The sequence below is a fragment of the Achromobacter sp. GQ309 genome (assembly GCF_059759315.1).
This window is the reverse complement of sequence record NZ_JCAXDP010000001.1, coordinates 932,566-958,225: the sequence shown is the minus strand read 5'-3', so window position 1 is coordinate 958,225 and position 25,660 is coordinate 932,566. Positions and strand designations below refer to the sequence as shown.

The window sequence follows — 25,660 nt, the reverse complement described above, 5'->3', positions numbered from 1 at the left end:
TCATATCATGACGTGGTTCAAATCACTCACCCTCGCCGGACGCGAGTTGCTGCCCATCGTGCAGGGCGGCATGGGCGTTGGCGTATCCGCCCATCGCCTGGCCGGCGCGGTTGCCAGCCAGAACGCCGTGGGCACCATTGCCAGCGTCGATTTGCGCCATCACCACGCCGATCTCGTGGAAATAACCGAAAAATGCAATGACCGCGACACGATCGACACCGCCAACCGCGAGGCCCTGCATCGGGAGGTCCGCGCCGCGCTCGATACGGCGCAAGGGCGCGGCCTGGTGGCGGTAAACGTCATGAAAGCCGTGCGCGACCATCCCGCGCTGGTGCGCCAAGCCTGCGAAAGCGGCGCCGAGGCCATCGTCATGGGTGCAGGCCTGCCGCTCGACCTGCCTGAAATGACGGCCGACTTCCCCAAAGTGGCGCTGGTGCCCATTCTCTCCGAAGCGCGCGGCGTTGCAGCCGTGCTGAAAAAGTGGATGAAAAAGGGCCGTCTGGCCGACGCCGTCGTCATCGAACACCCGGGTTACGCGGGCGGCCACCTGGGCGCGGCACGAATCGACGACCTGCACAGCGAACGCTTCGATTTCAAAAAGGTGCTGGCCGATTGCCACGCCCTTTTCACTGAACTGCAACTGGGCCGTGACGCCCCCCGCCTGATCGTCGCGGGCGGCGTCGGCAGCCACGAACAGGTCCGCCACTGGCTCAGCAACGGCGCCGATGGCGTGCAGGTCGGCACCGCGTTCGCCGTCACCCACGAAGGCGACGCCCACGAAAACTTCAAGCGCGTCCTGATCGACGCCGACCCCGCCGAACTGGCGGAATTCACCAGCGTGGCCGGCCTGCCGGCACGTGCGGTCGCCACGCCGTGGCTGACGCGCTACCTGCGCCAGGAAGGCACGCTGCAAGCCAACACCCGTGCCGACCCGCGCCGCTGCAGCCAGCGTATGGACTGCCTGACGCAATGCGGCCTGCGCGACGGCATCGCCAAGTTCGGCCAATTCTGCATCGACCTGAAACTCGCGGCCGCGATGCGTGGCGAAGTCAGCCGCGGTCTTTTCTTCCGCGGCGCGTCCAAACTGCCATTCGGCAATGCCATGCGTTCCGTGCGCGAACTGATGGATTACCTGCTGCACGGCGAGATGCCCGCCGCGGCATAGATCAGCAGCCCCTCTCAGATGATCTCCGGCAGCCGCCGCAGATCATCGATCACTTCAAAGGCGCCCTCGTCCAGCAACCGCTGCCGCTGTTGCGGTCCGTTGTGCGAGGCGCCCACAAACCCCACTGCCCGCATGCGCGCCGCACGGGCAGCGCGCACACCCGGCACGCTGTCCTCGACCACGACGCAATCCAGCACCGCGGCCCGCATCTGCCGCGCTGCGTACAGAAAAACGTCCGGCGCCGGCTTGCCCTTGGCCACCTGCGCAGTGCTGAACACATGCGGTGCAAACGTCTCCCACAGACCCACCATCTTGAGCGCCGCCTCCAGCTTGGTCGGCATGCTGCTGGACGCGACGCACAGGTCCAGCCCGCGTTCCTTCAATACCTTCAGCGTCTCGTGCACGTGCGGCAAGGGGCGCAGTTCGGTGCGGAACGTGCGATCCAGCCGATCGGCATACTGGCGCGCGAAGCCTTCGGGCAACGCGCAGGCGTGCTCTTCCTGCAACGTGCGCCACATGTCCGCATCCGGAATGCCGGCAAAGCGCAGCGCGGCCTCTTCGGGCGTGATGGCGATGCCGTGTTCGGCCAGGGCGCTGGATTGGGCGCGCGCGGCGATGATTTCGCTGTCGATCAGGACGCCATCGCAATCAAAGATGACCAGGCGCGGGGCGGGCGTGTGCATGTAACCTCCAACGTGTTCGGCCGCTCCATGATAGGCCAGCCCGGTTACAGCGAAGCGCCCGCCTCATGACCGGCACCGAGTGACCGACGGCGCGCGCTGCCAGGCCTTGTCAAAGGTTGGTGCCCCCGACGCGCCGCAGCCGCCAGGCGACGGCCACGCCCGCCAGTCCTGCCGCCGCCACGATGAACGACGCGGAGGACCAGCCAAAGCGGTCGATCGCGCCGCCCACCGCCACGGGTCCGATGACCTGCCCCAGATTGCTGCCCTGCATGACCAGCCCCACCGACGCCGCGGTCAACGCCGGACGCGGGGCCGCCTGCGGCGCGGTGCCAAGCAGCGTCGCAGGGATCAGCCCGCCCACGGCCGAGAACAGCACGCACAGCAGAAAGGTGGTCATGGCCGGCAGTGCGGAACCGAAGATCAGCAGCGACACGGCCGCCATCACCGCGCTGGCGCAGGCGATCAGCGTGGACCGCCGCCAGCCGCGTGCAAGCAGTACGCCCGCCCCCAGATTGCCCACCACGTTGGCGGCGCTGGCGATGGCGCTGTACAGCCCGGCCGCCGCCAGCGTCAGCCCCAGTTGCTCCATGAGCAGCACCGGCAGGAAGGTGAACAACGCGAAGAACATCAGGCTGTAGAGCGTGAATGACAGCGCCAGCAACATCGGGCCGGCCGCGGCCATGGTGTCGACCGTGTCCTGTCGTAGCCCCTGCCACGACAGGGCCGCGCCGCGAGGCGTGGGCGGCGCCAGCACGGCGATGCTGGCAAGCGCCACGCCTGCAGCGATGCCCGCGCACCACCAATAGGCGTGCCAGTCATCGAACGCCTGCGAGGCGAGCATCGCGATTGCCATTCCGGCCGGCATGTAGCAGCTCCAGAGTGCAAAGGCGAAATCGCGCCTGCCGCCAGTGACGATGCGCTGCAGCGCGGCAGGCCCCGCCACCGTAATCATCAGGAAACCCAGTCCCTCGATCACCCGGGAGCCCAGCAGCACACCATAGCCGGGCGCCAGCGCGCCCACCGCCGTGCCCGCCGCGGTCGCCGCCAGGCCCAGGATCAGCATGCGCCGGGCGCCAAAGCGCGCGATCACCCCGCCCGCCGCGATGCCGCCCACCATGCCCAATATCGAAAACACCGCCGTCAGCGTGCCAATGGACGCGAGGTCCAGCCCCATGTCCTTGCGCAGCAGCGGCGCGGCGATGATGACCTTGCCCACCTGCAACGCCGCCACGACGCCCGCGCCCACGATGGCCAGCACCGCGCCCCAATGCGGGTGCCCGATGGCGCCTTCCGCCCCTTCAACCTTGTCCATCCCGTCCCTCGCTATCGCCAAGATTCCGGCATCATGCCTCGCAAAATTGATTCCGCGAAGTGATAACCTTTCGACGATCTTGATCGAACAAATAGATCAACCGTCCCATGATTGACGCGCTGACCCTGGACCAACTGCGTGTGTTCGCCGCCGTCGCAGATACCGGCAGCTTTCGCGCGGCCGCCCGGCGCTTGTCCCGTGTGCAGTCCGCCGTCAGCCACGCCATTGCCAACATGGAGGCGCAACTGGGCGTACCGCTGTTCGACCGCACCGGCCATCGTCCCGTCATGACGCCGCAGGGCCAGGCGCTGCTTGCCAACGCCCGCGACATCCTGCTGCGGGTCGATGCGATGCGCGCTCGCGCGCAGGGCCTGGGCGAAGGCGTCGAGCTGGAGCTTTCGCTGGTGGTGGATACGCTCTTTCCGATCGAACGGGCTGGCGCGGCGCTGAACCACATGCGCACCGCGTATCCCTCGGTGGCGATGCGCGTCTCGGTGCTGCCCTTGGGCGGACCGGTCGACGCGCTGTTGGCCGGCACGCACACATTGGGCATTCTTGCAGGCGAGCATTTCCGGCATCCGCGCATTGCGGTGCAGGCGCTTGGCGCCATTCAGATGGTGGCCGTGGTCGGCGCTTCGCATCCCCTGGCGCAGACTGCGCGCGCCGGCCGCGCGCTTACCGCGGCGGACCTGGCGGATCACCTTCAGATCGTGCAATCCGATCCCTCGTCGCTGTCGGAGGGCCGCGACTTTGCCGTGCTGTCGCCGCAGACCTGCCGCGTCAGCGGCCAGGACACCAAGCACGCGCTGATCCTGTCCGGGCTCGGCTGGGGCCGGCTGCCGCTGTGGCAGGTCGAGCGCGACCTGGCCGAGGGCCGCCTGCTGCGCGTGCCCACCGCCAGCCTGGGCCGCGACAGCCAGGTCACCACCGAAACCTATCTTGCGCACCGCATCGACCGGCCGCTGGGACCGGCCGCGCGCGCGCTGGCCGCGGCGCTGCACGCTGGCATTCACCCCTGAGCCTTGGGCGGCTGCGCGTAGCTCACCCCCATGCCGGCGCGCACGTCGTTCTGGATGCCATAGGGCGCGATGGGATAGCGCAGGCCATTGGCCGCCAGCGCCTTCATGCCTTCGATGGCAATCGGCAGATAGCGGGGAGGCAGCGCCATCAGCATTTCTTCGTCGGGCACGCCGCCATAGCGGCGTTCGGCAAAACAGGGCAAGGACAGGCTGGGTTCGCCCGTAGCAAGCGCCCTGCCCCAGGAATCCGCACAGGCGGTTTCCCCCACGACGCTCCAGTCAAAGCGCTGATAGTTCTTCCATTGCAGGCCGTTGATCAGGATGATCATCTGGCCCGGCGTGGCGTACACGAGGCAGATGTCCGGCGGGTCGAGGCGACCGTTCGCCAGCGGCGACACCACCATGGCGCGGTACTTGCCCGCCGGCACACAGGTCAGCGCCTCCTGGCGCGCCCGGGCATCGGCTTCGGTCGCGTGCCAGACCCCCACATATTCCTTGCCGCGCTTCCAATCTTCGTCCTGCGGCCCCAGCCCGATGACCGCGCGGCATTGCGCGCCGACCAGATCGTCGCCCGTAATGCCGACCGTCCAGCCCAGCCTTGCCGCCATGCCCACGATCTGGTCCGTGGTGTGCGTGGCCTTGGGCCGGCGCAGGCCCTTCACCCCCGCCATGTCGGCTTCGTGCTCGTAAAGCTTCATGCCGATGACGGTGGTCTTCAGCCGCAGCAGCCGGTTCAGGTCGTCGACCAGCGCCGCCCAGTCGAGCGCGGTTTCCTGCCTTGTCTCTTCCATGTTCGTCCTTTGGACTGTTGTTTGCGGTCTGGTCGGCCGAAGGCCTGCGTTGCCGCACGCGGTCAAGACTACAACGCGTCAGGCGAACCCGTCGATGCCCCGCATCAGCGCCGCCGCCATGCGCGGCTGGCGCAACTGGTCCAACCACCAGCGCAGCGCCCGCCCGTCGTGATCGCCGCGCCAGGCGAGATACAGCAGGTTGGGCTCGCGCGGCGTCTCGGTGGCCATCTCGACCAGTTCGCCTCGCGCCAGCAGCGAGGCCACGCGGTGGCGCGGCACCCAGCCCACGCCGAGGCCTTCGCGTTGCGCCAGGATTTTGGCGCGCATGCTGGGCACGGCCAATGTCGCCTGCCCGCCGACCCTGCCGTACCCGCGCGCCGACGAGCCGCGCGCCGTGTCGGCGACGACGACGGCGCGATGTTGCTGGATCTGGTCCTGGCGCAACGGCCCCTTTGCCTTGGCCAGCGGATGGCGCGGTGATACGGCAAACAGCCATTCCATCTCGCCCAACGCCGCCCATTGCAGGTTCGGCATGGTCTGCTGCTCGTTGGTCGCGCCCACAATCAGGTCTGCCCGTCCCTCGCGCAGCGCTTCCCACGTGCCGCCCAGCACTTCGTGCGTGAAGCGCAGCCTTACGCCTGAATCCAGCTTGTCGAAGGCCCCGACCAGCGGCGCCATCAGTTCAAATTCCAGGATCTCGTCGCTGACGATGTGCAGGCGGTCTTCCCAGCCGCTGGCCACTTGCCGCACGCGCTGCGTGAGCCGGCTGACATCCTGCGCCAGCCGCGCGGCTTCGTCCGCCAGCAATTGGCCGGCGGGCGTCAGTTGCAGCCGATACCCGCGGCGGTCGAACAAGAGGGCATCGAAGCGTTCCTCCAGTTGCCGCGCGGCGTGCGACACGGAAGACGGCGCCTTGCCCAGCCGGGCGGCCGCCCGGGACAGGCTGCCGCTATCGCGGATGGCTTCCAGCAGCGAGAGTTCATTGGCAGTCAGCATCGCGGGCTCAACATAGTGGGCTGTACCTCTGGGGATACACGTTCCGGGCCAAACATGTGCAATTTCTTCGAACGTGTTTGTGCGTCAGATCGTACGACAAACCACCGGGCCAGGCGCAACATGGCTACACCTCACCTCCACACCAAAGGAACCCGTCATGAACCGTTTTCAACAAAAGACCGTCCTGGTCACCGGTGGCACCAGCGGCATCGGCCTCGCTGCCGCCCAAGCCTTCGCCGCCGAAGGCGCCCGCGTCATCGTTACCGGACGCGACACCGCGGCGCTGGAAAAGACCCGCGTCACCCTGGGCGGCAACGCCTTGGCCATCCAGAACACCGCTGGCGCGCCCGGCGCGGCGGCGGCCCTGGCGGACGCATTGGCCTCGGCAGGCGTGCGCCTGGACGCCGTCTTCGTCAATGCAGGCATCGCCAAGTTCGCCACGCTGGCCGACGCCACCGAAGACCTGTGGGACCAGACGTTCGACACCAACGTCAAGGGCGTGTTCTTTCAGTTGCAGGCGCTGGACCCCTTGCTCAATGCGGGCGCGTCCATCGTGCTCAACGGGTCCATCAATGCCCATATCGGCATGCCGGCGTCGTCGATCTACGCGGCCAGCAAGGCGGCGCTGATCTCGCTGGCGAAAACGCTGTCGGCCGAATGGCTGCCGCGAGGCGTCCGGGTCAACGTCGTCAGCCCCGGTCCGGTCACGACGCCGATCTACGGCAAGCTGGGCCTGGACGCCGACACGCTTGAGAAGACAGCCGCCAGCATCCAGTCGCAGATTCCGCTGGGCCGCTTCGGTACGCCGCAGGAAATCGCCGCAACCGTCCTGCATCTGGCTGCGCGCGAATCGGCCTTCATCGTGGGCACGGAGATCATTGCGGACGGCGGGATGAGCCAGCTTTGAACCGGCGCCGGGCCGATGGCCGGGCGGTGCTAGGATGCGGGGCATGACTTCGATCCTGCACGCCCACCCCATCGACCCCGCCGTCCGCGAACGCGTGATGGCGACCCTGCAAGACATCGAGCAGCGCCACGACGTGCGCGTCCTGCTCGCCTGCGAATCCGGCAGCCGCGGCTGGGGCTTTGCCTCGCCCGACAGCGACTACGACGTGCGCTTTCTGTACGTACACAAGCTGGACTGGTATCTGCGCGTGGCGCCGCAACGCGACGTTATCGAGCTGCCGATTGACGACGAACTGGACGTCTCGGGCTGGGAGCTGCGCAAGTCTCTGCAACTCTTGCGCGGCTCGAACCCCACGCTTTTCGAGTGGCTGGATTCGCCCATCATCTATCGCCAGGACGACGCCGTCAGCGCGTGGCTGCGGCATTTCCGCAGCGCGTACTTCTCCAGCACCAAGGGGCGCTGGCACTACGTTGCCATGGCCGGCCGCAACTTCCGCGAATCGCTGCAGGGCGACACGGTTCGCCTGAAGAAGTATCTGTACGTCCTGCGGCCGGTGCTGGCCGCCCAATGGATCGACAGAGGCCGGGGCGTTCCGCCGATGCGCTTTGCCGATCTGGCCGACGTCATCATCACCGACGCCGCGTTGCGCGCCGAGATCAATGAACTGCTGGCCATCAAGATGGCGGCGGGCGAAGCCGAGCACGGTCCTCGCTTCCCGCTGATCCACGCGTATCTTGAATCGACCTTGGCCGAACTGGAAAAAGCGCCCTACTTCGACCGGCCCGACGGCCAGACCGAGACGCTGGACCGGTTTTTGTATGAGGTCGTCACGGGCGCGCCGCTGACGTATTGAGGCTTTGCTTCCCAGCTCGGCGCATCCCGAGCCACTGATGCACCGGCGAAGGCGAACGGAGATTTGTGTCCGCTAAGGCCCGATTGAACGCAATGCGCGCTTGCAGATTCGTGCGGTCGCGTCGCTGGGCGAACCCGCCGACCATCGGGCGCACACTTCGCGCACCCACTGCGGCTGATCCTTGCTGGCGTCGTTGAGCCAGTTGGCCACCGAGTCCTGTACGTAAACGGACGGATCGGCCCGCAACGGTTCGAGCAGCGGCAGCGCGATGGCCGGATCGGCCTTCAGCGCCGCGATGTGCGTGCACCAGACCCCGCGCGGGCGCAGCGATTCGCTGGCAAAACGCCGCCCGCGCTCCGACGCATGCCGCGTCCAGGGCCGCAGGCATTTGACCGATGTTTCCAATTCCGCCGCCAATTTCGGCCGGACGGCCAGCCATGCCCATTCCCGCACACCGAAATGCGCATCGTCGGCCAACGGACGAATCAGGTCGAGCCGTTCTTGCACCGCCACCCCCGGTAACGCACCCACCATGAAGCACGCCCAGCCTCGGACGGTATCGGACGGATGCGATTGCAGTTCGGCGATGGCCTGCGGCCCCACGCTGTCCAGCAATATGCCGGCCGCTCTCGCCATCCGCCGGGAGATTCCGGCCGCCTTGTCTTCGCGCATCAAGGCCAGGCGCTGAGCGCCTACCTGAGGCACTGCTGCCTGCATCAGAATCGCGAAGTCCACCGCAAGGCATTCCGTCAGCGTGGCGGCCGGCGCGCCTGCATTCAATTGCGCCAGCCGAGCCGGTGCAATGTCCTTCACGCCTCGGCCTGGCGGTTTGTCCGCAACACGGAGACTTTTACTCGGCGCGGCTGGCCCCTGCTTGCTCGTCGTCTTGCTCATTCTTGACCTTCCTGCCTGGCAACCCGGCCTGCATCCGTACCGCGCCACACTTTCGTCAGCAACCCGCCAAGCTGCCGTTGCTCCGCACCGGTCAGCCCGTCAAAGAGCGAACCGATCCATGCCGCGTGCTCCTTGAACAGTCTGCCCGCCATCGCCCTGCCCTTGGCGGTCAGCATCACGGCAATCTTGCGGCGATCCGCCTGCCCGCCCTGGCGCTCGACAAACCCATCCCGCTCCAGCCCATCCACCAAGCCTGTGATCGTTGCGCGCGTCACGCCCGCACGTGTCGCCAGTTCATGCGGCGGCAACCCGTCTGGCTGGCCGTGCAACAGGAACAGCAGCACAAACTTGGCTTCAGACAACTGCTTGGGCGCCAGCCGCATTGCGCAATCCCGGTCGATGGCGCCGGCCAGCGCAAGCACCTGAAAACACAGGCGAACGCCGTCGGCAGACGGCAATTCCCGGCGGGCAACTTCTTCAAGCAAGGCGTGATGTTTGGGTTCCAGCATGATCGGAAAGGGATTATTCATATGTGGCCGTATAGTATGGCGGTTAATCGTTTTACGCAAATGTGCCGCAAGGAGCCGGTATGATCGAGGGCTTTTCAACTTCCGCTCGCAAGGAACCCAGCAGCATGTCCGACAACACCAAGCCCTTCGACGTCCAGAACTTCATCGCCCAAAGCATGGAAGGCATGCAGGCCGCCACCACGGCGCATTGCGCGACCTGGCACCTGGACGAGGCCGAGCAATGGTCGGTGGACATGGATAGCGGCCTGATCGTGTTCCAGTTGCCGGGTGGCGTCGTCGCCACCGCGCCGGTCCAGATCATCGGCACGTCCAACAGCGAGGACGGCAGCTTCCTGTGGGGCTGGGACCATCCGTCCGTGCCGGCCGAGATGGCCGAGCACGCGCAACTGGCGTTGGCGTTCGGACGTGCGCATGGACTGCCCGCCTACACCGAACGCAAGGTCGACTGCGACGACGCCCAGGCCTGGGAGTTCACCGCCGTCGCCATGCGGCTGGGTGAAGCCTCCGGCTCGTATCGCGCGCAGGCGTCGGAGACGGCGCATGTGTGGATGACATTCGGGAAAGTGTCGCTGTCGAAGGCGGAATGCGAGTGACGGTGGCGTCAGGGGTCATCGGACTGTTGCTGGCCGTCGCGCTTTGCGCGCTGGTGCATGTGGCGGTGATGGCCTTCGCGGGACGTGCGCTGGGCGTGGCGCTGGACGAACTGTCGTTCGGGCTGGGGCCGCGCCTGTTGCGGATGGGTAAGCTCAGCATCCGGCTGCTGCCTGTCGGCGGCGCGGTCCGCTTCCAGACGGCGGGCGACACGATGCCGGCGGATGACGCGGACATTCACCCGCAACACCTGGAAGCGCAGCCGCTCTGGGCGCAACTGTTCATCGGCGCTTCCGGCTGCCTCGCGCTGATCGCGTTGGCGTGCGCGCTGCTCGGCGGCATGGCGGGCGTGCAGGCGCTGACGGGTGGATTTGCGAACATCATCAGCGGCGCGCTGTCGCCGCTGCACACGGCGCAGGCGCTGCTGGCGCGCGTGGATGCCGCCGCGCACGGTCTGCCATTTTCCACGTTGCTGGGCCTGACCGCCGCCACTACGGCAGCGCTGAACCTGCTGCCTTTGCCGGGCGCGAACGGCGGCTACCTGTTGGGCGCGCTGGGCAAAAGCGCCGGCTTGGGCAAACATTGGCCGGCATCCGTTACGCAGATGCTGCTGCTGGCTTATGTGGCGCTGGCGGCGTCCTGGCTCGTCGCGGCCGTGGTGTATCTCAGCAATGGTGTCTGACACCCGAGTGAGCTGGTGTCTGACACCCCGGCGAGATGGCCGTCGGATTGCGGCGGCATCTCATGGGTGTCAGACACCTCCCCTCCCCTTGCGACTTGCTCTCACCGGCATCAGACACCTTCGCGCCTTACCGATACAGCACCGTCGGCAGCCACATGCCGATCGCCGGGAACATGTACAGCAGGAAGATCGCGACGACCTGGATCCCCATGAACGGCATCATGCCCAGGAAGATCTGATTCAGCGTCACGTGCGGCGGCGACACGCCCTTCAAGTAGAACGCCGACATCGCAACCGGCGGGGACAGGAACGCGGTCTGCAGGTTCAGCGCCACCAAGAGCCCGAAGAACAGCGGATCGATGCCGAACGTATTGAGCAGCGGCACGAAGATCGGCATGAAGATCACGATGATCTCGGTCCACTCCAGCGGCCAGCCGAGCAGGAAGATGATGATCTGCGCCAGCAGCAGGAACTGAATCTGCGTTAGACCCAGCGACAGCACCCATTCCTCGATGATGCGCTGGCCGCCCAGCAGCGCGAACGCCGCCGAGAAGATCGATGACCCCACGAACAGCCAGCACACCATGGCGCTGGTCTTCGCCGTCAGGAACACCGATTCGCGCAGCACCGGCAGATTCAGCCTGCGATACGCCAGCGCCAGCAACGCCCCGCCCATCGCGCCCATGGCGGCGGCCTCGCTGGGCGTGGCCAGGCCAAAGCCGATCGAACCAAGCACGGCCGCGATCATCACCGCCAGCGGAAAGAACGATGCCATCAGCATCTTGAAGATTTCCAGCCGCGCCCACGTCAGCGCGGCGTAGAACACTGCCAGCATCACTGCGCAGACGCCTGCAAAGATCCAGAAGCCGGTGGGCGCGGGCTTGCGGGCGTCGGCCGTGTCGGGTGCAGCCTGCTGTGCAGGTGCGGCCGCGCCTGCTGGCGGCTGGGCGGCGGGCGTGCCCGGCGGTTCGCTCAAGCCCGACGCGGCGGGCGCGCTACCCGGCGGTTCGGCAAGTTCATTGGACGGGGCTTCGGGCAGGTCATTGGACGGCGGCTCGGCCAAGCCGTCCGTGGGCGGTTCGCTCAACCCAGAGCCGGAATCGAAGCCGCCCGAGCCCAACTGCAGTTCGGCGGGAATCTCGTACTCCACAGCGGGCTTGGTCAGCGCATGATGCACCACCGCCAGCATCAGCACCGTGACCAACAACGGCGTCACCGCCATCGCCATATTGCGAGTCAGATAGCCAAACGACACCGCGCTGTTGCGCCGGCCCTTGAACATGGCGGCCAGCATGCCCGATACGGCGCGCGTGTAGGGGCCCGCGGCAAGCGCTGCCGTCCCGGGCGACAGCGGCACGCCACGCTCGCTTTCTGGCAAAGGCGGCGCCATGTCGGGCCGCAGCTTGGCCACGATGATGACGTACACCATGTACAGAATCGCCAGCATGAGCCCGGGAAAGAGCGCACCGGCATACAACTGCACGACCGACACGCCCGTGGTGGCGCCGTACACGATCAGCATCACCGACGGCGGCAGCAGGATGCCCAGACAGCCGCCCGCCGTGATCGAACCGGCCGTCAGACGCACGCTGTAACCCGCCTTCAGCATGGCCGGCATTGCCAGCAACCCCATCAGCGTGACCACCGCCCCCACAATGCCTGTCGCCGTCGCGAAGATGGCGCACGTCGCCAATGTGGCCACCGCCAGCGCGCCGGGCAGCCGCGCCAGCGCCAGATGCATCGACCGGAAGAGCTTTTCGATCAGGTTGGCGCGCTCGACCAGATAGCCCATGAACACGAACAGCGGAATCGAAATCAGCGAATCGTTCGTCATCGTGGCGTACGTGCGCTGCACCATCAGGTCCAGCGTCTGTCCGAGCGACCGCCCCGGATCCGAACTCTGCATGTAATACGCCAGGAACGTGAACAGCACGCCCATGCCCATCAGCGTGAACGCCGTGGGAAAGCCCAGCATGATCGCCACCACGATCAGGGCCAGCATCAGCAGCCCGATGTGGCCGGTGGTGAGGTTGTCCCACGGCGTCAAAAACGCGATCATCAGCAGCACCAGCGCGATGCACGACAGGCCGAACCACAATGCCTTGTGGATTTTCATCGCTGGGACTTCCCGGAGTTGACGTAACGATCGAGCTTGGCGATGTCTTCGTCCTTCACGTGCACCATCTCCTTGAGCTTGTCGACGTCCACTTCCTCGACGTCCTCTTCACGCGACGGCCACGCGCCCTGCTTCAGGCACAGGATGCAGCGCATGACCTCGGCCACGCCCTGCAACAGCAGCACTGCGCCGGCAGCGGGAATGAAGGCCTTGAATGGATAGATCGGCGGCCCGTTGGCCATCAGCGAGGAATGCTCGCGGATGGCGATGGAATAGCCGGCGTAGTACCAGCCCGCCCACACCAGGGCGATGACGCCCGGAAAGAAAAAGACGATGAAGAGCAGCAGGTCCAGCCCCGCCTGCACACGCGGCGGCAGGAATCCGTACAGGATGTCCCCGCGCACGTGCCCGTTCTTGGCCAGCGTATACGCCCCGGCCATCATGAACAGGATCCCGTAGTACATCATCTGCAGGTCGAACGCCCAGGCGCTGGGCTGGTTCAGGATGTAGCGCGCCGCGACTTCCCAGCACACATGCAGCGTCAGCACCACGATCAGCCAGGCAAAGGTCTTGCCCACAAGGGTGGAGATGCTATCTATGAAACGTACGATTCGGATCATCGAAGGTCCTGGAGTCGGATCCGCTCAGGCCGCGGCAAACCTGCCGCCAGCGCGCACGGAACCTGGACGCATGGCGAAACCCCGCGCGCCGGTCATGCGGCGCGCGGGTGCGGCGCAGGACGGCGTCAGGCCGGCTTGGTGCTGCGCGAGAAGTAGTGGTTGTAGGCCATGCGGTAGTTGACGGTGGTGTCGCCGTGCCAGCGCCCCACCCGTTCCGCGAACGCCCGCTGCGATTCCAGCACCTTCTTGAACAGCGGATTCTCGGCCGACCGCTTGGCGATCATCTCGTCCCAGATCTTGAGCTGCTGCTGCAGGATCGCGTCCGGCGTCTTGTAGAACTTGACGTTGTGATCCTTCTGCAGCTTGATGTAGTCCTGCGAATAGCGGTTCGCCGCCTTCCAGGACATGTCCGCGCTGGACGCCTGCGCCGCATAGCTCAGGATGTGCTTCAGGTGTTCCGGCAAGGCGTCGTACTTGGCCTTGTTGAACAGCACCTCGAATTGCTCCGCGCTCTGATGAAAGCTCTGCAGCATGCAGATCTTGGAGACGTCCTGGAATCCCAGCGCCAGGTCGGAAGACGCGTTGTTGAATTCCGCCCCGTCCAGCAGGCCGCGGTCCAGCGCCGGCACGATTTCCCCGCCGGGCAGCGCATTCACGGCCGCGCCCATCGCGGTGTACATGTCAATGGCCAGGCCCACGGTACGGAACTTCACGCCCTTGACGTCCTCGACCTTCGTGACCGGCCGCTTGAACCAACCGAACGGCTGCGTCGGCATCGGTCCGTACATCAGGGACTGCACGTTCACGTTCATGGCCTTCTGGATCTCGACCAGCAGCTCCTTGCCGCCGCCGTATTCATGCCAGGCCAGCAGCATGTTGGCATCCATCCCGAAAGACGGACCGGACCCCCACAGCGCAACTGCCGTGTTCTTGCCGTACCAGTAGGCCACTACGCCGTGGCCGCCGTCCAGCGTCCCGGCCGACACCGCATCCAGCAAGTCGAACGCCTTGACCACGGCGCCCGCGGGCAGCACCTCGATCTTCAACTGACCGCCGGCCATCTCGTTGACCTTGTTGGCGTAGTCGCGGGCGAATTCGTGGAAGATGTCGGTCGCGGGCCAGGTGCTCTGGAACCGGAAGGAAATGGGTGCGTTCTGCGCCTTGGCGATGGCGGGAAATCCTAGCGCCGCGACCCCTGCGGCGGCTGCGCCGGAGATGAATTTGCGGCGGCGGGGCTTTGTAACGTGTTGCATGGCTTGTTGTCTCCTGGGGTGGACTACATGGACCAGCGTGTTGTTACTACGGCTGCAAGGGTGTGGCACAGATTGACTGCTGCGAGCCATCCGATGCCGGTTGATGCGTCTGATGCGCAACTTTGGAGTGATTAAACCTGCCTGACAAACGGCTGACAATCAGCTTTTAGTCAGGAATTACCCTAGAAAACGGACTAGCCTGAATTAGCAAAAGGCCAGCAGGCCGCGTGGCGCGGCGTGCTGGCCCGATGCGCTGAAAGGCGGGGGTTATACCGCCGAAAGGGAACCCGTCTCTCCCCCGCCCTGCAACTGTGGCGGCGACGTCACGATCGACGTCAACGCCGGCTCGGCAGGACGCAACGCAGCCAGATCCGGCTTTGGGCGCTGCAGCACGTCCGAGCCCGCAAACGCCTGCTCCATCGCCTGCGCCGCGGCCAGCACTTCACGGTCTGCGCGAAAGCGGCCCACGATCTGCAGCCCGAACGGCATGCCCTTGGCATCGCGCCCGCACGGCAGCGTCAGCGCCGGGTGCGTGGTCAGCGTGACCACATACGTCAGTGCCAGCCAGCGGTAGTAGTTCTCTTGCGCAACGCCGTTGATCTTGTCCGCGTACAGCTGCGTCCACGGAAACGGCGACACCGGCGTGGTGGGCGAAAGGATGAGGTCGTAATCGTCGTAGGCGCGCTGAAAGCGCTTGATCAGGCGCGTCTGCTCGGCCTGCGCCCACGCGCAGTCCTTCAGGCTCATCGCCGCGCCCATTTCGAAATTGGCGCGGGTATTGGGACCCAGGCTGGACGGATCCTTCTCGTAGGCGTCGCGCATGCCCGCCACGAAGGCTTCGGCGCGCAGCACGTCGAAGCACCGGTGGGCCTCGCCCACATCCAGGTCGATCGGATCGCAGGCGGCAAACAGATGCCGCATCGCGGCGATCTTTTCGCGGAAGGTGGCGCGGATGCCGTCATCCACGTCGCACGCGCCGAAGTCTTCGGTGTAGGCCACACGCAGCGAGCCCAGGTCCGCGACGCCGGGGTTCAGGAATTGCAGCGGGTCCAGCGGATAGCTGAGCGGGTCGCCGGCATGCATGCCCGCGGACGCCGCCATCTGCAGGCAGGCGTCGGCCACCGTGCGGCCCATCGGCCCGACCACGGAAATCGGCGTCCAGCCGAGCGGCTTGCGCACGCTGGGCACGACGCCCGGCGACGGCCGGAATCCAACCACGCCGCATTTGGACGCGGGAATGCGGAGCGAGCCGCCGGTGTCCGAGCCAGTGCAGACCGGCAGCATGTCGGCGGCCAACGCTGCGGCTGAGCCGCCCGACGAACCGCCTGCGTTCAAATTCGGATTGAACGGATTGCCGGTCGCGCCCCACACCGTGTTGCGCGAGTTGGCGCCCGCGCCCATTTCGGGCACGTTGGTCTTGGCAGCGACGATGGCGCCGGCGCGGCGCAGGCGCGCCACCAGCTCGATGTCCTCGTCGGGCACGTGGCCGCGATACAAGGGCGAGCCGTACGTGGTCAGCACACCGGCGGTGGGTTCCAGATCCTTCACCCCCATCGGCAGGCCGTGCAACAGGCCCAGCGGCTCGCCCGCCATCACGGCGCGCTCGGCGGCGCGCGCTTCCGCCCTCGCCCGCTCATAGGCGGTGGCGGTCACCGCGTTGATGTACGGGTTCACGGCCTGGATGCGCGCGATGCAGGCCTCCAGCAATTCCACCGGCGAAAGCTGGCGGGCGCCGATCATGCGCCGCAGCTCGACCGCCGTCAGGGATACCAGGGTGTCGTCCAATGCCATCGTCGTCTTCCTTCAGTCGATCTTGATGTTGGCCCGCTGCGCCACTTCACGCATGACGGGCAGTTCCTGCTGGATCAGCGCCTCGCCTTCAGCGGCGCTGGCGAAGGCGGCTTCGAAGCCTTGCGCCTCCAGGCTCTTGACCACCTCGGGCGATTCGACGGTCGCCTTGAGCGCCTTCTCCAGCCGCGTCTTCACGTCGGCCGGCAGACCACGCGGCGCGGCGACCATCAACCACGTATCCATCGCGACCGACGGATAGCCTTGTTCCGCGAACGTGGGCACGTCGGGCAGGAAGGCGGAGCGCTTGGGCGCGGACACTGCCAGGACGCGCACCTTGCCCTGCTTGCTTTGCGGCAGGGCCGCGGCCACGGTGTCGACCGAGAACGGAATCTGTCCGCCGATCAGGTCGGTCATCGCGGGCGAGCTGCCCTTGTACGGCACGTGCGTCATCTTCAGCTTGGCGGCCGAGGTAAAGGCCTCGCCCACGAAATGCGCGGTGGTGCCGGTGCCGAACGATCCGTAGGGCGGCTGATCGTGAGCCGGGTCCTTCACATAGGCCACGAACTCCTTCAAGTCCTTGACGGGCACCTTGGGGTTCGCAAGCAGCGCCAGACCGGTGCGGCCGACAATGCCGATCGGCTCGAAGCTCTTGACCGGGTCGTACGGCAGGTTGGCTTGAATGGCCGGGTTGACCGTGAACGTCGTGCCCGAACTGACCAGCAGCGTGTAGCCGTCCGGCGCGGCCTTGGCGACGAAGCTGGCGCCGATCACCGTGCCAGCGCCCGCGCGGTTTTCCACCACGATCGTGCGCCCCAATTCCTGCCCCAGTTTCTGCGCCACCACGCGGCCCAGCACATCGGTGGCGCCACCCGGCGGGAAAGGCACGACCAGCGTAATCGGCCGGCTGGGGTAGGCGTCCTGGGCCACTGCGGGCGCGACGGCGCCGACGGTGCTGGCAAAAGCGAGGCTGACTGCAAGAAACGAGGTTTTCATGGCGGTGCTCGATGGGGAGGTGGTGGATAAGCGGCGCGTCTGTCGGCGCCTAGTTGCCGGCCGCGAGCGAACGCCCGCGGCTCAGGAATCGGTCATATTCTTCGTCAGGCACGAACAGCCCGCCGGTGGTCCAGGCCAGGTGCGTCGCGCGCGGCAGATGCGCGGCAAGGGCGTGCGCGCGCAGCCATGCGCGGCCGGCGTCGGTGCCGCACAGATGGCGCGGACCGCTGAAACCTGCGGCCGCGGACGGCTCGATGCGCAGGCCTTCGCTGTCCTTCAGGCGCGCCAGGTCGGCGTAAAGCGTGTCGTCTTCAACGGTGTAGACACCGCGCAGTTGCGCGCCGACCGCCGCGTACGCCAGCTCGGACGCCGTCGGAACCGCCAGGCCGTCGGCCTCGGTCACGTTGGTCAGGCCGACGTCGTACACCGACGCGGACGCGGGCGCACCCGGCAGCTCGCCTTGGCCGGCCATCATTCGCACCAGGAAACTCGGCGACTGCACCGGCTCGGCGAAGAAGCAATGCACGTGCGGGCCGTACAGCTGGGTCAGGCCGAAGGCGATCCCGCCCGGCGCCCCGCCCACGCCGCAAGGCAGGTAGACAAACAGGGGATGCTCGGCGTCGACCTGCACGCCCGCTTCGATCAATTGGACGCGCAGGTGCAGCGCGGCGGCGGCGTAGCCCATGAACAGGGACGCCGACCGCTCGTCGTCCACGAAATAGCCAAAAGGATCGGCTTCGACCTGCGCCCGGCCCGCGGCCACGGCCTTTTCGTAGTCGCCCGCGTGCTCCACGACCTCGACGCCGCGCGCCCGCAGACGCGCCTTCTTCCATTCCTTGGCATCGGCAGACATGTGCACGGCCGACCGGAACCCCAGCGCCGATGCAATCACGCCGATGGACAGGCCCAGGTTGCCCGTGGAACCCACGGCGACCTGATACCGGCCGAACACGGCGCGAGCTCCCGGACCGGCCAGCTTGCGGTAATCATCGCCCGGCAGCAGCAACCCTTCGCGCAGCGCCAGCGATTCGGCAAATTCCAGCACTTCGTGAATGCCGCCGCGCGCCTTGATGGAGCCGGCCACCGGCAATGCGTGGTCCGCCTTGATCCACAACCGGCCGGCGTCCGGCGGCAGGCCGATCGCTACCTGCATGGCCGCGGCAGGGAGCAGCGGCGACTCGATCACGCCGCCCGTCTCGGCCAACTCCGGAAACAGCTCGGCGAGCAGCGGCGCGAATCGCGTAAAGCGTTCCTGCGCCGACAGCACCTGATCCATCAGGAAATGCGCACCCGGTCCGCTTGCGGGCGCCGGCATGTCCGGGCCTGTCCACAGCACCGGCTTGGCCTGCCGCAGGGAATCCAGAACGGGGGATTGGGAAGGAGCGTCGGATTGAAACATGGCTGTGGTAGCGAATGGGAAGCGCAAATAATGCCCACATCCTAGAGGCGGCCAGCGCTTTGCAGCAATATCAATGGTTAGAATTCTTCTTTGCGTTTTCCGCAAACCTTGGAGTTGACCATGAACCCCCGCGTCCTGCAGGAGATTTCCCTGCGCTATTTCCTGGAAGTCGTGCGCACCGGCTCGGTCAGTGAAGCCGCGGGGCGCCTGGATGTGGCCCCCTCGGCCGTCAGCCGCCAGATCGCCCGCATCGAACGGGAACTCGGCACCTTGCTGTTCGAGCGCCGCGCGCGCGGGATGGTCCCGAACGCCGCCGGCGAACTCCTGGCCGCGCACGCCAAGCGCATGCAGCAGGACGTGGAACGGGTAGCGGGCGACATCCTGGCGCTGCGCGGCCTGCGGCAGGGCCATGTGCGCATCGTCAGCACCGAGGGCTATGCGTCGGAGTTCGTGCCGGCGGCCATCGCGGCTTTCCGGCAGCACTACGCGGGAATCCGGTTTTCGCTGGACGTCTGCTCGCAGCAGGAGATCCCCCAGCGCATCCGGGACGGCTCGGCGGATATCGGTATCACCCTCAGCCTCACGTCGCAGCGCGACATCCGCGTGGAAGCGCGCGTGCCGGCGCCGGTGCGCGCGATCCTGGCGGCAGACCATCCGCTGGCCGACCGGCGCGAGATGTCGCTGGCGCAGCTGATCGCCTATCCCCTGGCCCTGCCCAGCCCCGATTCCACGTTGCGCCAGCTGATCGACATCAGTTGCAGCCGCCAGCAACTGCATTGCGAGGCGGCGTTCACCAGCCGCAGCATCGACGCGCTGGTCGGCTTTGCCAGCGCGGGCGGCGGCGTCGCCTTTTGTGGTGAACTGGCCATCCGCAACCGCCTGCAATGGGGAAAGATCGTCGCCGTGCCGCTACGCGACCGCGAAATGAACGAACGTCACTTCGAGGTGCAGACGCTGGCCGGACGCATCATGCCCGAGGCCGCCAAGGCGTTCATCGCCAGCATCGCGGAGGCCGCACGGGCAGCCTCCGGACCGGTCGGGCCGGCTTGAGACCGGGCCGGGTAATGCCGGGCCCCAGTAATGCCGGGCCGTGCAAGGCGGCCCGCATAACGCCCGCGATCAATACTGGTAGCGCATCGTCAGCATCGCGCTGCGTCCCGCGGCCCACGCGCCCTGGCTGTAGAAGCCGATCTGGCTGTAGTACTTGCGGTCGAACACGTTGTTCACGTTCAACTGCGCCGACAGGCTGCGGTTGAAGCGGTAGCGCGCCATCAGGTTGGTGATGGCGTAGCTGCCCTGGCTGACGCGTTCGTCGCCGTTCGGGCCGCTGGCGATGGTGTAGACATGGCTTTGCCAGTTCACGCCGCCGCCGATCGTGAGGCGGTTCCAGTCGCCCGGCAACTGATACGTCGTGAAGACGCGCACCAGGCTGCGCGGCTGGTCGGTCTGGATCGCGTTGCCCTCGCCGTCGCTGGCCGTCCAATGCGACCATCCGGCCGCCACGTTCCAGCCCGGCGTCACTTCACCCGACATTTCCAGGTCGAAGCCGCGGCTGCGCGTGCCTTGCGCGGCCGTGTAGGCCTGATTGGTCGTGCCCGGCACTATCTGGCCCGGGTCGACCTGCGCCACGTTGTCCTGGTCGATCTGGAAGATCGCGGCGCTGGCGTTCAGACGGCCCTCCAGCCACTCCCCTTTGATGCCGGCCTCGTACGACTTGCCTTCCAGCGGATCCAACCAGTTGCCGTTGCGGTCCTGGTAGGTCTGCGGATTGAAGATGCCGGTGTAGCTGACGTAAGCGGTGTAGGTGTCGTTGATGTCGTACAGCAGGCCGGCGTACGGCGTGAAGGCGTCCTTGTCGAACTCGGTGCGGCCTTCTCCGCCAAAGCCTATCGAGTTCGTCTTCCACGTGCTGTAGCGCCCGCCCACGATGAGCTTGAGCGGATCGGCCAGGTTCAGGCGCAACGCGCCGTACCAGCCGGTCTGGGTGGTGGTGTAGCGGTTGGCGATGATGGAATCGTTCCAGTCCGGTTCGGGATACGAGCCGTTCCAGTTCAGGAAGTTGCCGACGTCGGCCGCATCGATGGCGGACCGGTAGTTGAAATCGCCCTTCTGCCGGTTGAAGCTGGCGCCGACCACGGCTTCGTGGCGGCGGCCAAACAGCGTGAACGGACCGTTGGCCTTCAGGTCCAGCGCATTCTGTTTGCGGTCGCCCAGATACCAGGCGGGCGACGCGCCCATGCCCAGCCCGGTTTCGCGGTCCGGCCAGCCGTACAGATACAGCAGCTTGCCGTCCATTTCGTTCTTGGAATACGAGCCCACGGCCTGAACGCGCCAATCGTTGTCGAAGCGATGCTCCAGGCTGGCAAACGCGCCCTGCGTCGTGCTGCCCCACGAGGTCCACCGCGCGCCGGTATTCAGCGACCGGCGCCAGTCGGTGCGGCCGCCGTCGGCGTACCAGAGCGGAAAGCCGCCCCAACTGCTGCCCTGCGGCTCGTTGTCCTGGTAGTTGTAGCCCACGCTGAGCGTCGTGCGCGAGGTCAGGTCGGCGTCCACCACGCCGTAGAAGACCTTCTTCTTGTTCTGGTAGTAGTCCAGGAACGAATGGTTGTCCTGGTAGGCGGACACAATGCGGCCGCGCACGGTGCCTTCGGCATTGAGCGGCGTGGACAGGTCGGCTGTCACGCGATAGGTGTCCCAGTTGCCCACGCCCGCGCTCAGGTCCGCCTTGAACTCACGGCTGTCGGCGTGCTTGCGCACCAGGTTGATGGAGGCCGACGGATTGCCCGCGCCCGTCATCAGGCCGGTTGCGCCGCGCACGACCTCCACCCGGTCATAGATGATGGGGTCGACGGACGACTCGCCCGCCGCGTAGCCCACGTCGAATGCCGTGGGCACGCCGTCGTACATGTAGTTGGTGATGCTGAAGCCGCGCGAATTGAACGTGTAGCGCTCGCTGTCGAAGTTCTGCACCGAAATGCCCGGCGTGCTGCCCATGACGTCCGCCAGCGACCGCATGTCTTCGTCATCCATGCGCTGGCGCGTCATCACGGTGACCGACTGCGGCGTCTCACGCAGCGACAGCGACAACCCGGTGCTGGCCGCCGTGGCGCGCGGCGTGTAGGACCCCGTCCCCTCGGTGGTGTTCGGATTGGCGTTCTCGCCCACCACTTGCACCGAAGGCAGCGTCGACACGTTGGCGTCCTGCGCGGCAACGGCCCCCGAGGCCAACGCCAGAAAAACCGCCGCCGACGTGCGGCGCAGCATGAAACGTGGGTGAACGATGTGGCCGCGTCGGGCGCGTCTTTCTGCTTGCATTGGGCTTCCTACCGAGTGGGTCAAAAGGGTGACAAATCGGCAGGAAGTTTAAATGCAAATCCTTCTCATCTCCATCTACTGTTGTTTTTTCCCATGCTTTGCGTCAATCCCGGGTCTTGCCCGGCCGCTGCACCGCGCGCACCTTGCCGCTCTCGCCCCCGCCGCAATAGAAGCGGGCGCCACCGTCGGATTCCAGCCCCGATACGCCAATGCCCGCGGGCATTTCGACGGCCTCCAGCACTTCGCCGGTGCGTGGTTCAAGCCGCCGCAATTCGCTTTCTTCGGCTTCCCACGTGCCGTGCCACAGCTCGCCATCCACCCATGTGACGCCTGTCACGTAGCGGTTGGAGTCGATGGTGCGCAGCACGTTGCCGGTTTCGGGGTCGACCTGGTGGATCTTGCGGTCGCGATAGGCGCCGACCCACAGGCTGCCTTCCGCCCAGGCCAGGCCAGACACGCCCTCGCCGCCGGGCGCCGGGATGGTGGACAGCACCTTGCCGCTTTGCAGATCGACCTTCTGGATCCGGCCATCGGCGATCTGATAGAGGTGCGTGCCGTCAAAGGCCGTGCCCGCATTCGCGGTGATGTCGAGCGAGCGCGACGTCTGTCCGGTGGCCGGGTCCAGGGCAACGAGGCTGTCGCCCGTGGCGAACCACACCTGCTTGCCGTCATAGGTCAGCCCATGGACGGCCTCGACGCCCGGGAACGGGCCATATTCATGGAGGATTTCGGCTTGTGATCGTTTCATGGTGGCTTCCTTTTAGAGGGGTGCTTCCATGCTACTGGGCGGGCAGAATCGCCGGGAGTAACAAGCTTGTCGTGAATCCAGGCACCGGCGGCAGCATCCAGCGCCGCGCGCGCCCCTGGCCGAAGGCCTGCACCCTGCCGGCCTCGGCCAGGGCGTCAAGCGCGCGCTGCACGGTGCGCTGGCTCGATCCGAGCACCAGCGCCAGCGCCGAACTCGACCAGCCTTCGCCATCAGCCAGAAAAGCCAGAAGCGCCCCCTGCTCCGGATCCGCTTCTTCGCCGGCCGGCGCCAGCACCGTAACGTCGCAAGCGCCCGCAGGCGCAAGCGCATAGCCGTGCCGAGTGGCGTGGACACCGGCCAACGGGCGGATCGCGGTGCGCAGGCGGCCCATCTCGACGCGCAGACGCGCACGATGCGTCTCGTCAAAGTAGCGCGTGCGAAACGCCTGGGCGATCAGCGCGTCGCGCGTCACATCCTCGGGCCAGGCGTGCGCCAATGCCCGCACCAGCGCAAACAGCACGGGACGGCCGGCCAGCGCGACAGCCGTTTGCCCACCTCGCACGGCGAACCGGCAGGCATCCACGACCAGCGTGCCGGACGCCAGCAAGGCCTCGACCTCGTCCAGCGACAAGGTGCTTTCGCCGTCACGTCCGATGCGCCGGGCGGCGGGCGCGTCCAATGCCTGCACCGCGTGGGCCACTTCCGCCATCAGCGCCGCAATTCCAGCCCGCTCGGCGCACTGTTCCGCGCGCGCCAGCGCTGCGCGAGCGGCGGCCGCCTGCTGGCGGCGTAGTGCGATGCCCGCGACGATCAGGTCCTGGATGGCCCGCGACGCCCAAGGCAGTGAGCCGGCATCCACCTGCGCGAGGGTGTGCTCCGCGTCTTCCAGCCGTCCCAGCAGCAACTGGCGGCGCGCCGTCAGATGACCGGCATGCGCCGCGTTGACCACGTCGCCGTGCGCCAGCAGCGTGGCACGCGCCGTGTCCAGCGCCTTGTCCGGGTGCCTCAGGTCTCGCGACGCCAGCGCGATCTCGGCCTCGGCAACCACGCAGCGGGCCCGCGCCACCGCTTGCCGCGGACCAAACCCACGGGCGGCGCTACGCAGCAGCGTCCTGGCGCGGGGCAGATCGCCCAGCTGCGCGAAGGCAATGCCGCGCAAGGCCAGCGCGGGTGCGTCGCTGCGCAGCGCCACCTGATTCAACGCGCCTAGCGGGTCGCCTGCGGCCAACGCGCGCGCCGCCGTTTCAATCAGAAAGTCCATGGAAAGTGCGGCACTGCCTGCCCCGTTGTTCTGGCCCGGGCACCAATCTACACCGCGCAGCGGGCTGCTTGCAGGGCTATTGCGCGGACGATACGGGCAGAGACGAACCTTGCGGTGCGCTGGGCGCGGTCAACAGCGGATACGGGTTGAGCGCGCCGCCCCCTGCATAGATGCCGTAATGCAGATGCGGCGGCGTGCCTTTGGCGTTGCCGGTATTGCCCACAAAGCCCAGCACGTCGCCCGGGGCAACGAGTTGGCCCCGGCGGATATCCGCGTAACCGTCCAGGTGCGCGTAATAGTGCATCTGCCGGCCCGGTCCCATCACCCAGACGACCTGCCCGCCCAGCGTGTTTTCGCCGATGCGCGTGACCACGCCTTCGGTCGCCGACACCACCGGCGTGCCGCGCTTGGCAAAAATATCGATGCCCTGGTGCGTGCGCCCGCCCGCCCGCGCTGCGCCCCAGGTATCGGCCAGCCGCCGGGGCGCCACGCCCTGCACCGGCACGGGCAGCGACACGGGCGCGTCCTGCCAGGACAGCCGCGCCATGTGCCAGGGCGCGCGCGCCGCCTCCGGCAGACGCGGCCAGGCCCAGACCGCCAGGGCGGCCAACGCGGCGAGGATGAGAAGTCGTCGGGCAAATCGCCAGGGGGTGCGGGCATCCATGGAACGTTCGACGGCCATGCGGGCCCAGGGTTCCTGCTCGCTGGGCGGCGACACAGTATTGCAGCGCCTTGGACGCAGCGTCCGTGATGCGGCCCCGTTTTGTGACCCGGACGGCCGCCCGGACCGCCTGTACAGGCCCTCTCGGCCCGTCGCAGCGTGTAAACTCCCTCCTTTTTGACTCTGGTGGTATGTTGCAAGCCCCCCAGCGCACAGGTTTAAGCGGCCCGACGCTCATTCGCTTGCTGACTCGCCTGACGGACGCGGAAGTCCAGCAGTCCAGGCAGTCGCTATCCGACCATCTGAGCCAATGGCTTGGCTGGACGGACGCGATCGCCCTGTCGGCGGCCCTGAATACAAGCCCGCCGGTCATTGCGCCCGGCGCCCGCCTGTTCAGCAGCGCCGAAGAACGCGAATGCGTGCGCGTGCGCACCACCCTGGCGGACGCCATCGCCAGTGACACGGCGGCCACGGCCGCCAAGCGGATTGCCCCGGTACCGGCGCCAGCCAAGAAACTGGCTGCCGTCCTGGCCGAGGATGAGTTCGATTACTCGAGTTTTCGCCAGCGGTATCTGTCGTTGCAGCACACGATGGAGACCAGCATTGGCAATCTGCGCAGCCGCCTGCGCGGGATGGTCGCGGCGCGCAATGGCGAATGGACGCGCCTGGCCGTGGTGGACGCGATCATGGACCGCGCGCTGCTGCCCAAGGAGCGGGCCCTGCTCGGCGCGATTCCGAAGCTGCTGCAGACGCACTTTGACCGGCTGCGCAAGGCCGAGGAAGCGGCGCTGGCTGCCGCAGAAGCCCAGGCTGCTGCCGAGGCGCAGGACTTGGCTGACGCCGACGCGCCGGCTGATACCGCTGCGGAGGCGGACGGCAATGCAAGAGCCGACGGCGATGCAGCGGTCGCAGCCCTTGACGCCGCGCCGGCCAACGCGGCGGCGCCCGTCCCGGCAATTACCGCGGGCGCCTGGCTGGACACGTTCCGCGCCGACATGCGCGCCGTGCTGCTGGCCGAATTGGATGTTCGTTTACAACCGGTCGAAGGGTTGCTTGCCGCCCTTCGCACCAGCTAATTAG

The 25,660-nt window shown here is 66.9% G+C and carries 24 protein-coding genes; 8 read left to right on the top strand and 16 right to left on the bottom strand.

Annotated features, from left to right (window positions below):
- Nucleotides 1-7 precede the first annotated feature (7 nt).
- Entirely contained in the window at nucleotides 8-1,165 is a 1,158-nt protein-coding gene (locus AC6CIE_RS04450; protein WP_175136301.1) for an NAD(P)H-dependent flavin oxidoreductase, read from the top strand.
- A 14-nt stretch (nucleotides 1,166-1,179) separates the two neighbouring features.
- Here AC6CIE_RS04450 and AC6CIE_RS04445 read toward each other — a convergent pair whose 3' ends face one another.
- Nucleotides 1,180-1,848 carry an HAD family hydrolase gene (locus tag AC6CIE_RS04445; RefSeq protein ID WP_498091339.1) on the bottom strand — a complete coding sequence of 223 codons (669 nt, stop codon included), beginning with the start codon at nucleotides 1,846-1,848 and terminating at the stop codon, nucleotides 1,180-1,182.
- A 109-nt stretch (nucleotides 1,849-1,957) separates the two neighbouring features.
- Nucleotides 1,958-3,160 (bottom strand): MFS transporter, encoded by a 1,203-nt coding sequence (locus AC6CIE_RS04440; protein ID WP_498091337.1) that lies wholly within the window; start codon nucleotides 3,158-3,160, stop codon nucleotides 1,958-1,960.
- 107 nt (nucleotides 3,161-3,267) lie between these two features.
- On the opposite strand from AC6CIE_RS04440, the gene AC6CIE_RS04435 reads away from it, so the two are divergent.
- Nucleotides 3,268-4,179, top strand: coding sequence for a LysR family transcriptional regulator (locus tag AC6CIE_RS04435; RefSeq protein WP_175183658.1), 912 nt, complete (start codon nucleotides 3,268-3,270; stop codon nucleotides 4,177-4,179).
- Here AC6CIE_RS04435 and AC6CIE_RS04430 read toward each other — a convergent pair.
- Together AC6CIE_RS04430 and AC6CIE_RS04425 are read right to left on the bottom strand one after the other, a co-directional pair.
- Nucleotides 4,170-4,970: a DUF169 domain-containing protein gene (locus tag AC6CIE_RS04430; RefSeq protein WP_175183659.1), complete on the bottom strand. Its 801-nt coding sequence runs from the start codon at nucleotides 4,968-4,970 to the stop codon at nucleotides 4,170-4,172. The genes AC6CIE_RS04435 and AC6CIE_RS04430 overlap by 10 nt on opposite strands.
- A 78-nt stretch (nucleotides 4,971-5,048) precedes the next feature.
- Nucleotides 5,049-5,966 (bottom strand): LysR substrate-binding domain-containing protein, encoded by a 918-nt coding sequence (locus AC6CIE_RS04425; protein ID WP_498091335.1) that lies wholly within the window; start codon nucleotides 5,964-5,966, stop codon nucleotides 5,049-5,051.
- Nucleotides 5,967-6,123: 157 nt separating this feature from the next.
- Between AC6CIE_RS04425 and AC6CIE_RS04420 the strand changes: the two genes are divergently transcribed.
- Both AC6CIE_RS04420 and AC6CIE_RS04415 read left to right on the top strand, forming a co-directional pair.
- Nucleotides 6,124-6,873, top strand: coding sequence for an SDR family oxidoreductase (locus tag AC6CIE_RS04420; protein WP_175136295.1), 750 nt, complete (start codon nucleotides 6,124-6,126; stop codon nucleotides 6,871-6,873).
- Nucleotides 6,874-6,916: 43 nt separating this feature from the next.
- Nucleotides 6,917-7,726, top strand: a complete 810-nt coding sequence (locus AC6CIE_RS04415; RefSeq protein WP_498091333.1) for a nucleotidyltransferase domain-containing protein — start codon at nucleotides 6,917-6,919, stop codon at nucleotides 7,724-7,726.
- A 72-nt stretch (nucleotides 7,727-7,798) separates the two neighbouring features.
- Here the strand turns inward: AC6CIE_RS04415 and AC6CIE_RS04410 are convergent, their stop codons facing one another.
- Nucleotides 7,799-8,620, bottom strand: a complete 822-nt coding sequence (locus tag AC6CIE_RS04410; protein WP_498091331.1) for a DNA alkylation repair protein — start codon at nucleotides 8,618-8,620, stop codon at nucleotides 7,799-7,801.
- Nucleotides 8,617-9,129 carry a MarR family winged helix-turn-helix transcriptional regulator gene (locus AC6CIE_RS04405; RefSeq protein WP_291385719.1) on the bottom strand — a complete coding sequence of 171 codons (513 nt, stop codon included), beginning with the start codon at nucleotides 9,127-9,129 and terminating at the stop codon, nucleotides 8,617-8,619. The genes AC6CIE_RS04410 and AC6CIE_RS04405 overlap by 4 nt, the downstream gene beginning before the upstream one ends.
- Nucleotides 9,130-9,254: 125 nt before the next feature.
- Between AC6CIE_RS04405 and AC6CIE_RS04400 the strand changes: the two genes are divergently transcribed.
- Complete coding sequence (locus AC6CIE_RS04400) at nucleotides 9,255-9,743, top strand: DUF6882 domain-containing protein (protein WP_498091329.1); 489 nt, start codon at nucleotides 9,255-9,257, stop codon at nucleotides 9,741-9,743.
- Nucleotides 9,740-10,423 (top strand): site-2 protease family protein, encoded by a 684-nt coding sequence (locus AC6CIE_RS04395; RefSeq protein WP_498091327.1) that lies wholly within the window; start codon nucleotides 9,740-9,742, stop codon nucleotides 10,421-10,423. The genes AC6CIE_RS04400 and AC6CIE_RS04395 overlap by 4 nt, the downstream gene beginning before the upstream one ends.
- Nucleotides 10,424-10,550: 127 nt before the next feature.
- Here AC6CIE_RS04395 and AC6CIE_RS04390 read toward each other — a convergent pair whose 3' ends face one another.
- The 6 genes from AC6CIE_RS04390 to dsdA all read right to left on the bottom strand — a co-directional run bounded on the left by AC6CIE_RS04390 (nucleotide 10,551) and on the right by dsdA (nucleotide 18,595).
- The gene (locus AC6CIE_RS04390; RefSeq protein WP_498091325.1) at nucleotides 10,551-12,539 is read right to left on the bottom strand and encodes a TRAP transporter large permease; all 1,989 of its coding nucleotides are present in this window, start codon (nucleotides 12,537-12,539) and stop codon (nucleotides 10,551-10,553) included.
- Entirely contained in the window at nucleotides 12,536-13,159 is a 624-nt protein-coding gene (locus tag AC6CIE_RS04385; RefSeq protein WP_498091323.1) for a TRAP transporter small permease subunit, read from the bottom strand. The genes AC6CIE_RS04390 and AC6CIE_RS04385 overlap by 4 nt, the downstream gene beginning before the upstream one ends.
- A gap of 125 nt (nucleotides 13,160-13,284) precedes the next feature.
- A complete protein-coding gene (locus AC6CIE_RS04380; RefSeq protein WP_175121260.1) occupies nucleotides 13,285-14,412 on the bottom strand; it encodes a TRAP transporter substrate-binding protein in 1,128 nt (375 codons plus the stop codon).
- Nucleotides 14,413-14,679: 267 nt separating this feature from the next.
- A complete protein-coding gene (locus tag AC6CIE_RS04375; RefSeq protein WP_498091322.1) occupies nucleotides 14,680-16,203 on the bottom strand; it encodes an amidase in 1,524 nt (507 codons plus the stop codon).
- A 12-nt stretch (nucleotides 16,204-16,215) separates the two neighbouring features.
- Nucleotides 16,216-17,196, bottom strand: a complete 981-nt coding sequence (locus tag AC6CIE_RS04370) for a Bug family tripartite tricarboxylate transporter substrate binding protein (protein WP_175121258.1) — start codon at nucleotides 17,194-17,196, stop codon at nucleotides 16,216-16,218.
- A gap of 49 nt (nucleotides 17,197-17,245) precedes the next feature.
- Nucleotides 17,246-18,595: a D-serine ammonia-lyase gene (gene dsdA / locus AC6CIE_RS04365; protein WP_498091320.1), complete on the bottom strand. Its 1,350-nt coding sequence runs from the start codon at nucleotides 18,593-18,595 to the stop codon at nucleotides 17,246-17,248.
- A gap of 120 nt (nucleotides 18,596-18,715) precedes the next feature.
- Here dsdA and AC6CIE_RS04360 point away from each other — a divergent pair, with 120 nt between their 5' ends.
- Nucleotides 18,716-19,645: a LysR family transcriptional regulator gene (locus tag AC6CIE_RS04360; RefSeq protein WP_175136284.1), complete on the top strand. Its 930-nt coding sequence runs from the start codon at nucleotides 18,716-18,718 to the stop codon at nucleotides 19,643-19,645.
- A 69-nt stretch (nucleotides 19,646-19,714) separates the two neighbouring features.
- Here AC6CIE_RS04360 and fhuE read toward each other — a convergent pair whose 3' ends face one another.
- The 4 genes from fhuE to AC6CIE_RS04340 all read right to left on the bottom strand — a co-directional run bounded on the left by fhuE (nucleotide 19,715) and on the right by AC6CIE_RS04340 (nucleotide 24,583).
- On the bottom strand, nucleotides 19,715-21,910 hold the full coding sequence (fhuE, locus tag AC6CIE_RS04355) for a ferric-rhodotorulic acid/ferric-coprogen receptor FhuE (RefSeq protein ID WP_498091318.1): 2,196 nt from the start codon (nucleotides 21,908-21,910) through the stop codon (nucleotides 19,715-19,717).
- Between the two features lie 103 nt (nucleotides 21,911-22,013).
- Nucleotides 22,014-22,658: a Vgb family protein gene (locus tag AC6CIE_RS04350; RefSeq protein ID WP_498091316.1), complete on the bottom strand. Its 645-nt coding sequence runs from the start codon at nucleotides 22,656-22,658 to the stop codon at nucleotides 22,014-22,016.
- 31 nt (nucleotides 22,659-22,689) lie between these two features.
- Nucleotides 22,690-23,919, bottom strand: a complete 1,230-nt coding sequence (locus AC6CIE_RS04345; RefSeq protein ID WP_498091314.1) for a helix-turn-helix domain-containing protein — start codon at nucleotides 23,917-23,919, stop codon at nucleotides 22,690-22,692.
- A 76-nt stretch (nucleotides 23,920-23,995) separates the two neighbouring features.
- On the bottom strand, nucleotides 23,996-24,583 hold the full coding sequence (locus AC6CIE_RS04340) for a M23 family metallopeptidase (RefSeq protein ID WP_239212643.1): 588 nt from the start codon (nucleotides 24,581-24,583) through the stop codon (nucleotides 23,996-23,998).
- Between the two features lie 188 nt (nucleotides 24,584-24,771).
- On the opposite strand from AC6CIE_RS04340, the gene AC6CIE_RS04335 reads away from it, so the two are divergent.
- The gene (locus tag AC6CIE_RS04335) at nucleotides 24,772-25,656 is read left to right on the top strand and encodes a DUF3348 domain-containing protein (RefSeq protein WP_498091312.1); all 885 of its coding nucleotides are present in this window, start codon (nucleotides 24,772-24,774) and stop codon (nucleotides 25,654-25,656) included.
- Nucleotides 25,657-25,660: the final 4 nt, after the last annotated feature.

Bases quoted from the DNA above. Each gene is read 5' to 3' on its own strand.
- AC6CIE_RS04450 (WP_175136301.1), top strand. From the start codon at position 8: ATGACGTGGTTCAAATCACTCACCCTCGCCGGACGCGAGTTGCTGCCC.
- AC6CIE_RS04445 (WP_498091339.1), bottom strand. From the start codon at position 1,848: ATGCACACGCCCGCCCCGCGCCTGGTCATCTTTGATTGCGATGGCGTC.
- AC6CIE_RS04440 (WP_498091337.1), bottom strand. From the start codon at position 3,160: ATGGACAAGGTTGAAGGGGCGGAAGGCGCCATCGGGCACCCGCATTGG.
- AC6CIE_RS04435 (WP_175183658.1), top strand. From the start codon at position 3,268: ATGATTGACGCGCTGACCCTGGACCAACTGCGTGTGTTCGCCGCCGTC.
- AC6CIE_RS04430 (WP_175183659.1), bottom strand. From the start codon at position 4,970: ATGGAAGAGACAAGGCAGGAAACCGCGCTCGACTGGGCGGCGCTGGTC.
- AC6CIE_RS04425 (WP_498091335.1), bottom strand. From the start codon at position 5,966: ATGCTGACTGCCAATGAACTCTCGCTGCTGGAAGCCATCCGCGATAGC.
- AC6CIE_RS04420 (WP_175136295.1), top strand. From the start codon at position 6,124: ATGAACCGTTTTCAACAAAAGACCGTCCTGGTCACCGGTGGCACCAGC.
- AC6CIE_RS04415 (WP_498091333.1), top strand. From the start codon at position 6,917: ATGACTTCGATCCTGCACGCCCACCCCATCGACCCCGCCGTCCGCGAA.
- AC6CIE_RS04410 (WP_498091331.1), bottom strand. From the start codon at position 8,620: ATGAGCAAGACGACGAGCAAGCAGGGGCCAGCCGCGCCGAGTAAAAGT.
- AC6CIE_RS04405 (WP_291385719.1), bottom strand. From the start codon at position 9,129: ATGCTGGAACCCAAACATCACGCCTTGCTTGAAGAAGTTGCCCGCCGG.
- AC6CIE_RS04400 (WP_498091329.1), top strand. From the start codon at position 9,255: ATGTCCGACAACACCAAGCCCTTCGACGTCCAGAACTTCATCGCCCAA.
- AC6CIE_RS04390 (WP_498091325.1), bottom strand. From the start codon at position 12,539: ATGAAAATCCACAAGGCATTGTGGTTCGGCCTGTCGTGCATCGCGCTG.
- AC6CIE_RS04385 (WP_498091323.1), bottom strand. From the start codon at position 13,159: ATGATCCGAATCGTACGTTTCATAGATAGCATCTCCACCCTTGTGGGC.
- AC6CIE_RS04380 (WP_175121260.1), bottom strand. From the start codon at position 14,412: ATGCAACACGTTACAAAGCCCCGCCGCCGCAAATTCATCTCCGGCGCA.
- AC6CIE_RS04375 (WP_498091322.1), bottom strand. From the start codon at position 16,203: ATGGCATTGGACGACACCCTGGTATCCCTGACGGCGGTCGAGCTGCGG.
- AC6CIE_RS04370 (WP_175121258.1), bottom strand. From the start codon at position 17,196: ATGAAAACCTCGTTTCTTGCAGTCAGCCTCGCTTTTGCCAGCACCGTC.
- dsdA (WP_498091320.1), bottom strand. From the start codon at position 18,595: ATGTTTCAATCCGACGCTCCTTCCCAATCCCCCGTTCTGGATTCCCTG.
- AC6CIE_RS04360 (WP_175136284.1), top strand. From the start codon at position 18,716: ATGAACCCCCGCGTCCTGCAGGAGATTTCCCTGCGCTATTTCCTGGAA.
- fhuE (WP_498091318.1), bottom strand. From the start codon at position 21,910: ATGCAAGCAGAAAGACGCGCCCGACGCGGCCACATCGTTCACCCACGT.
- AC6CIE_RS04350 (WP_498091316.1), bottom strand. From the start codon at position 22,658: ATGAAACGATCACAAGCCGAAATCCTCCATGAATATGGCCCGTTCCCG.
- AC6CIE_RS04345 (WP_498091314.1), bottom strand. From the start codon at position 23,919: ATGGACTTTCTGATTGAAACGGCGGCGCGCGCGTTGGCCGCAGGCGAC.
- AC6CIE_RS04340 (WP_239212643.1), bottom strand. From the start codon at position 24,583: ATGGATGCCCGCACCCCCTGGCGATTTGCCCGACGACTTCTCATCCTC.
- AC6CIE_RS04335 (WP_498091312.1), top strand. From the start codon at position 24,772: ATGTTGCAAGCCCCCCAGCGCACAGGTTTAAGCGGCCCGACGCTCATT.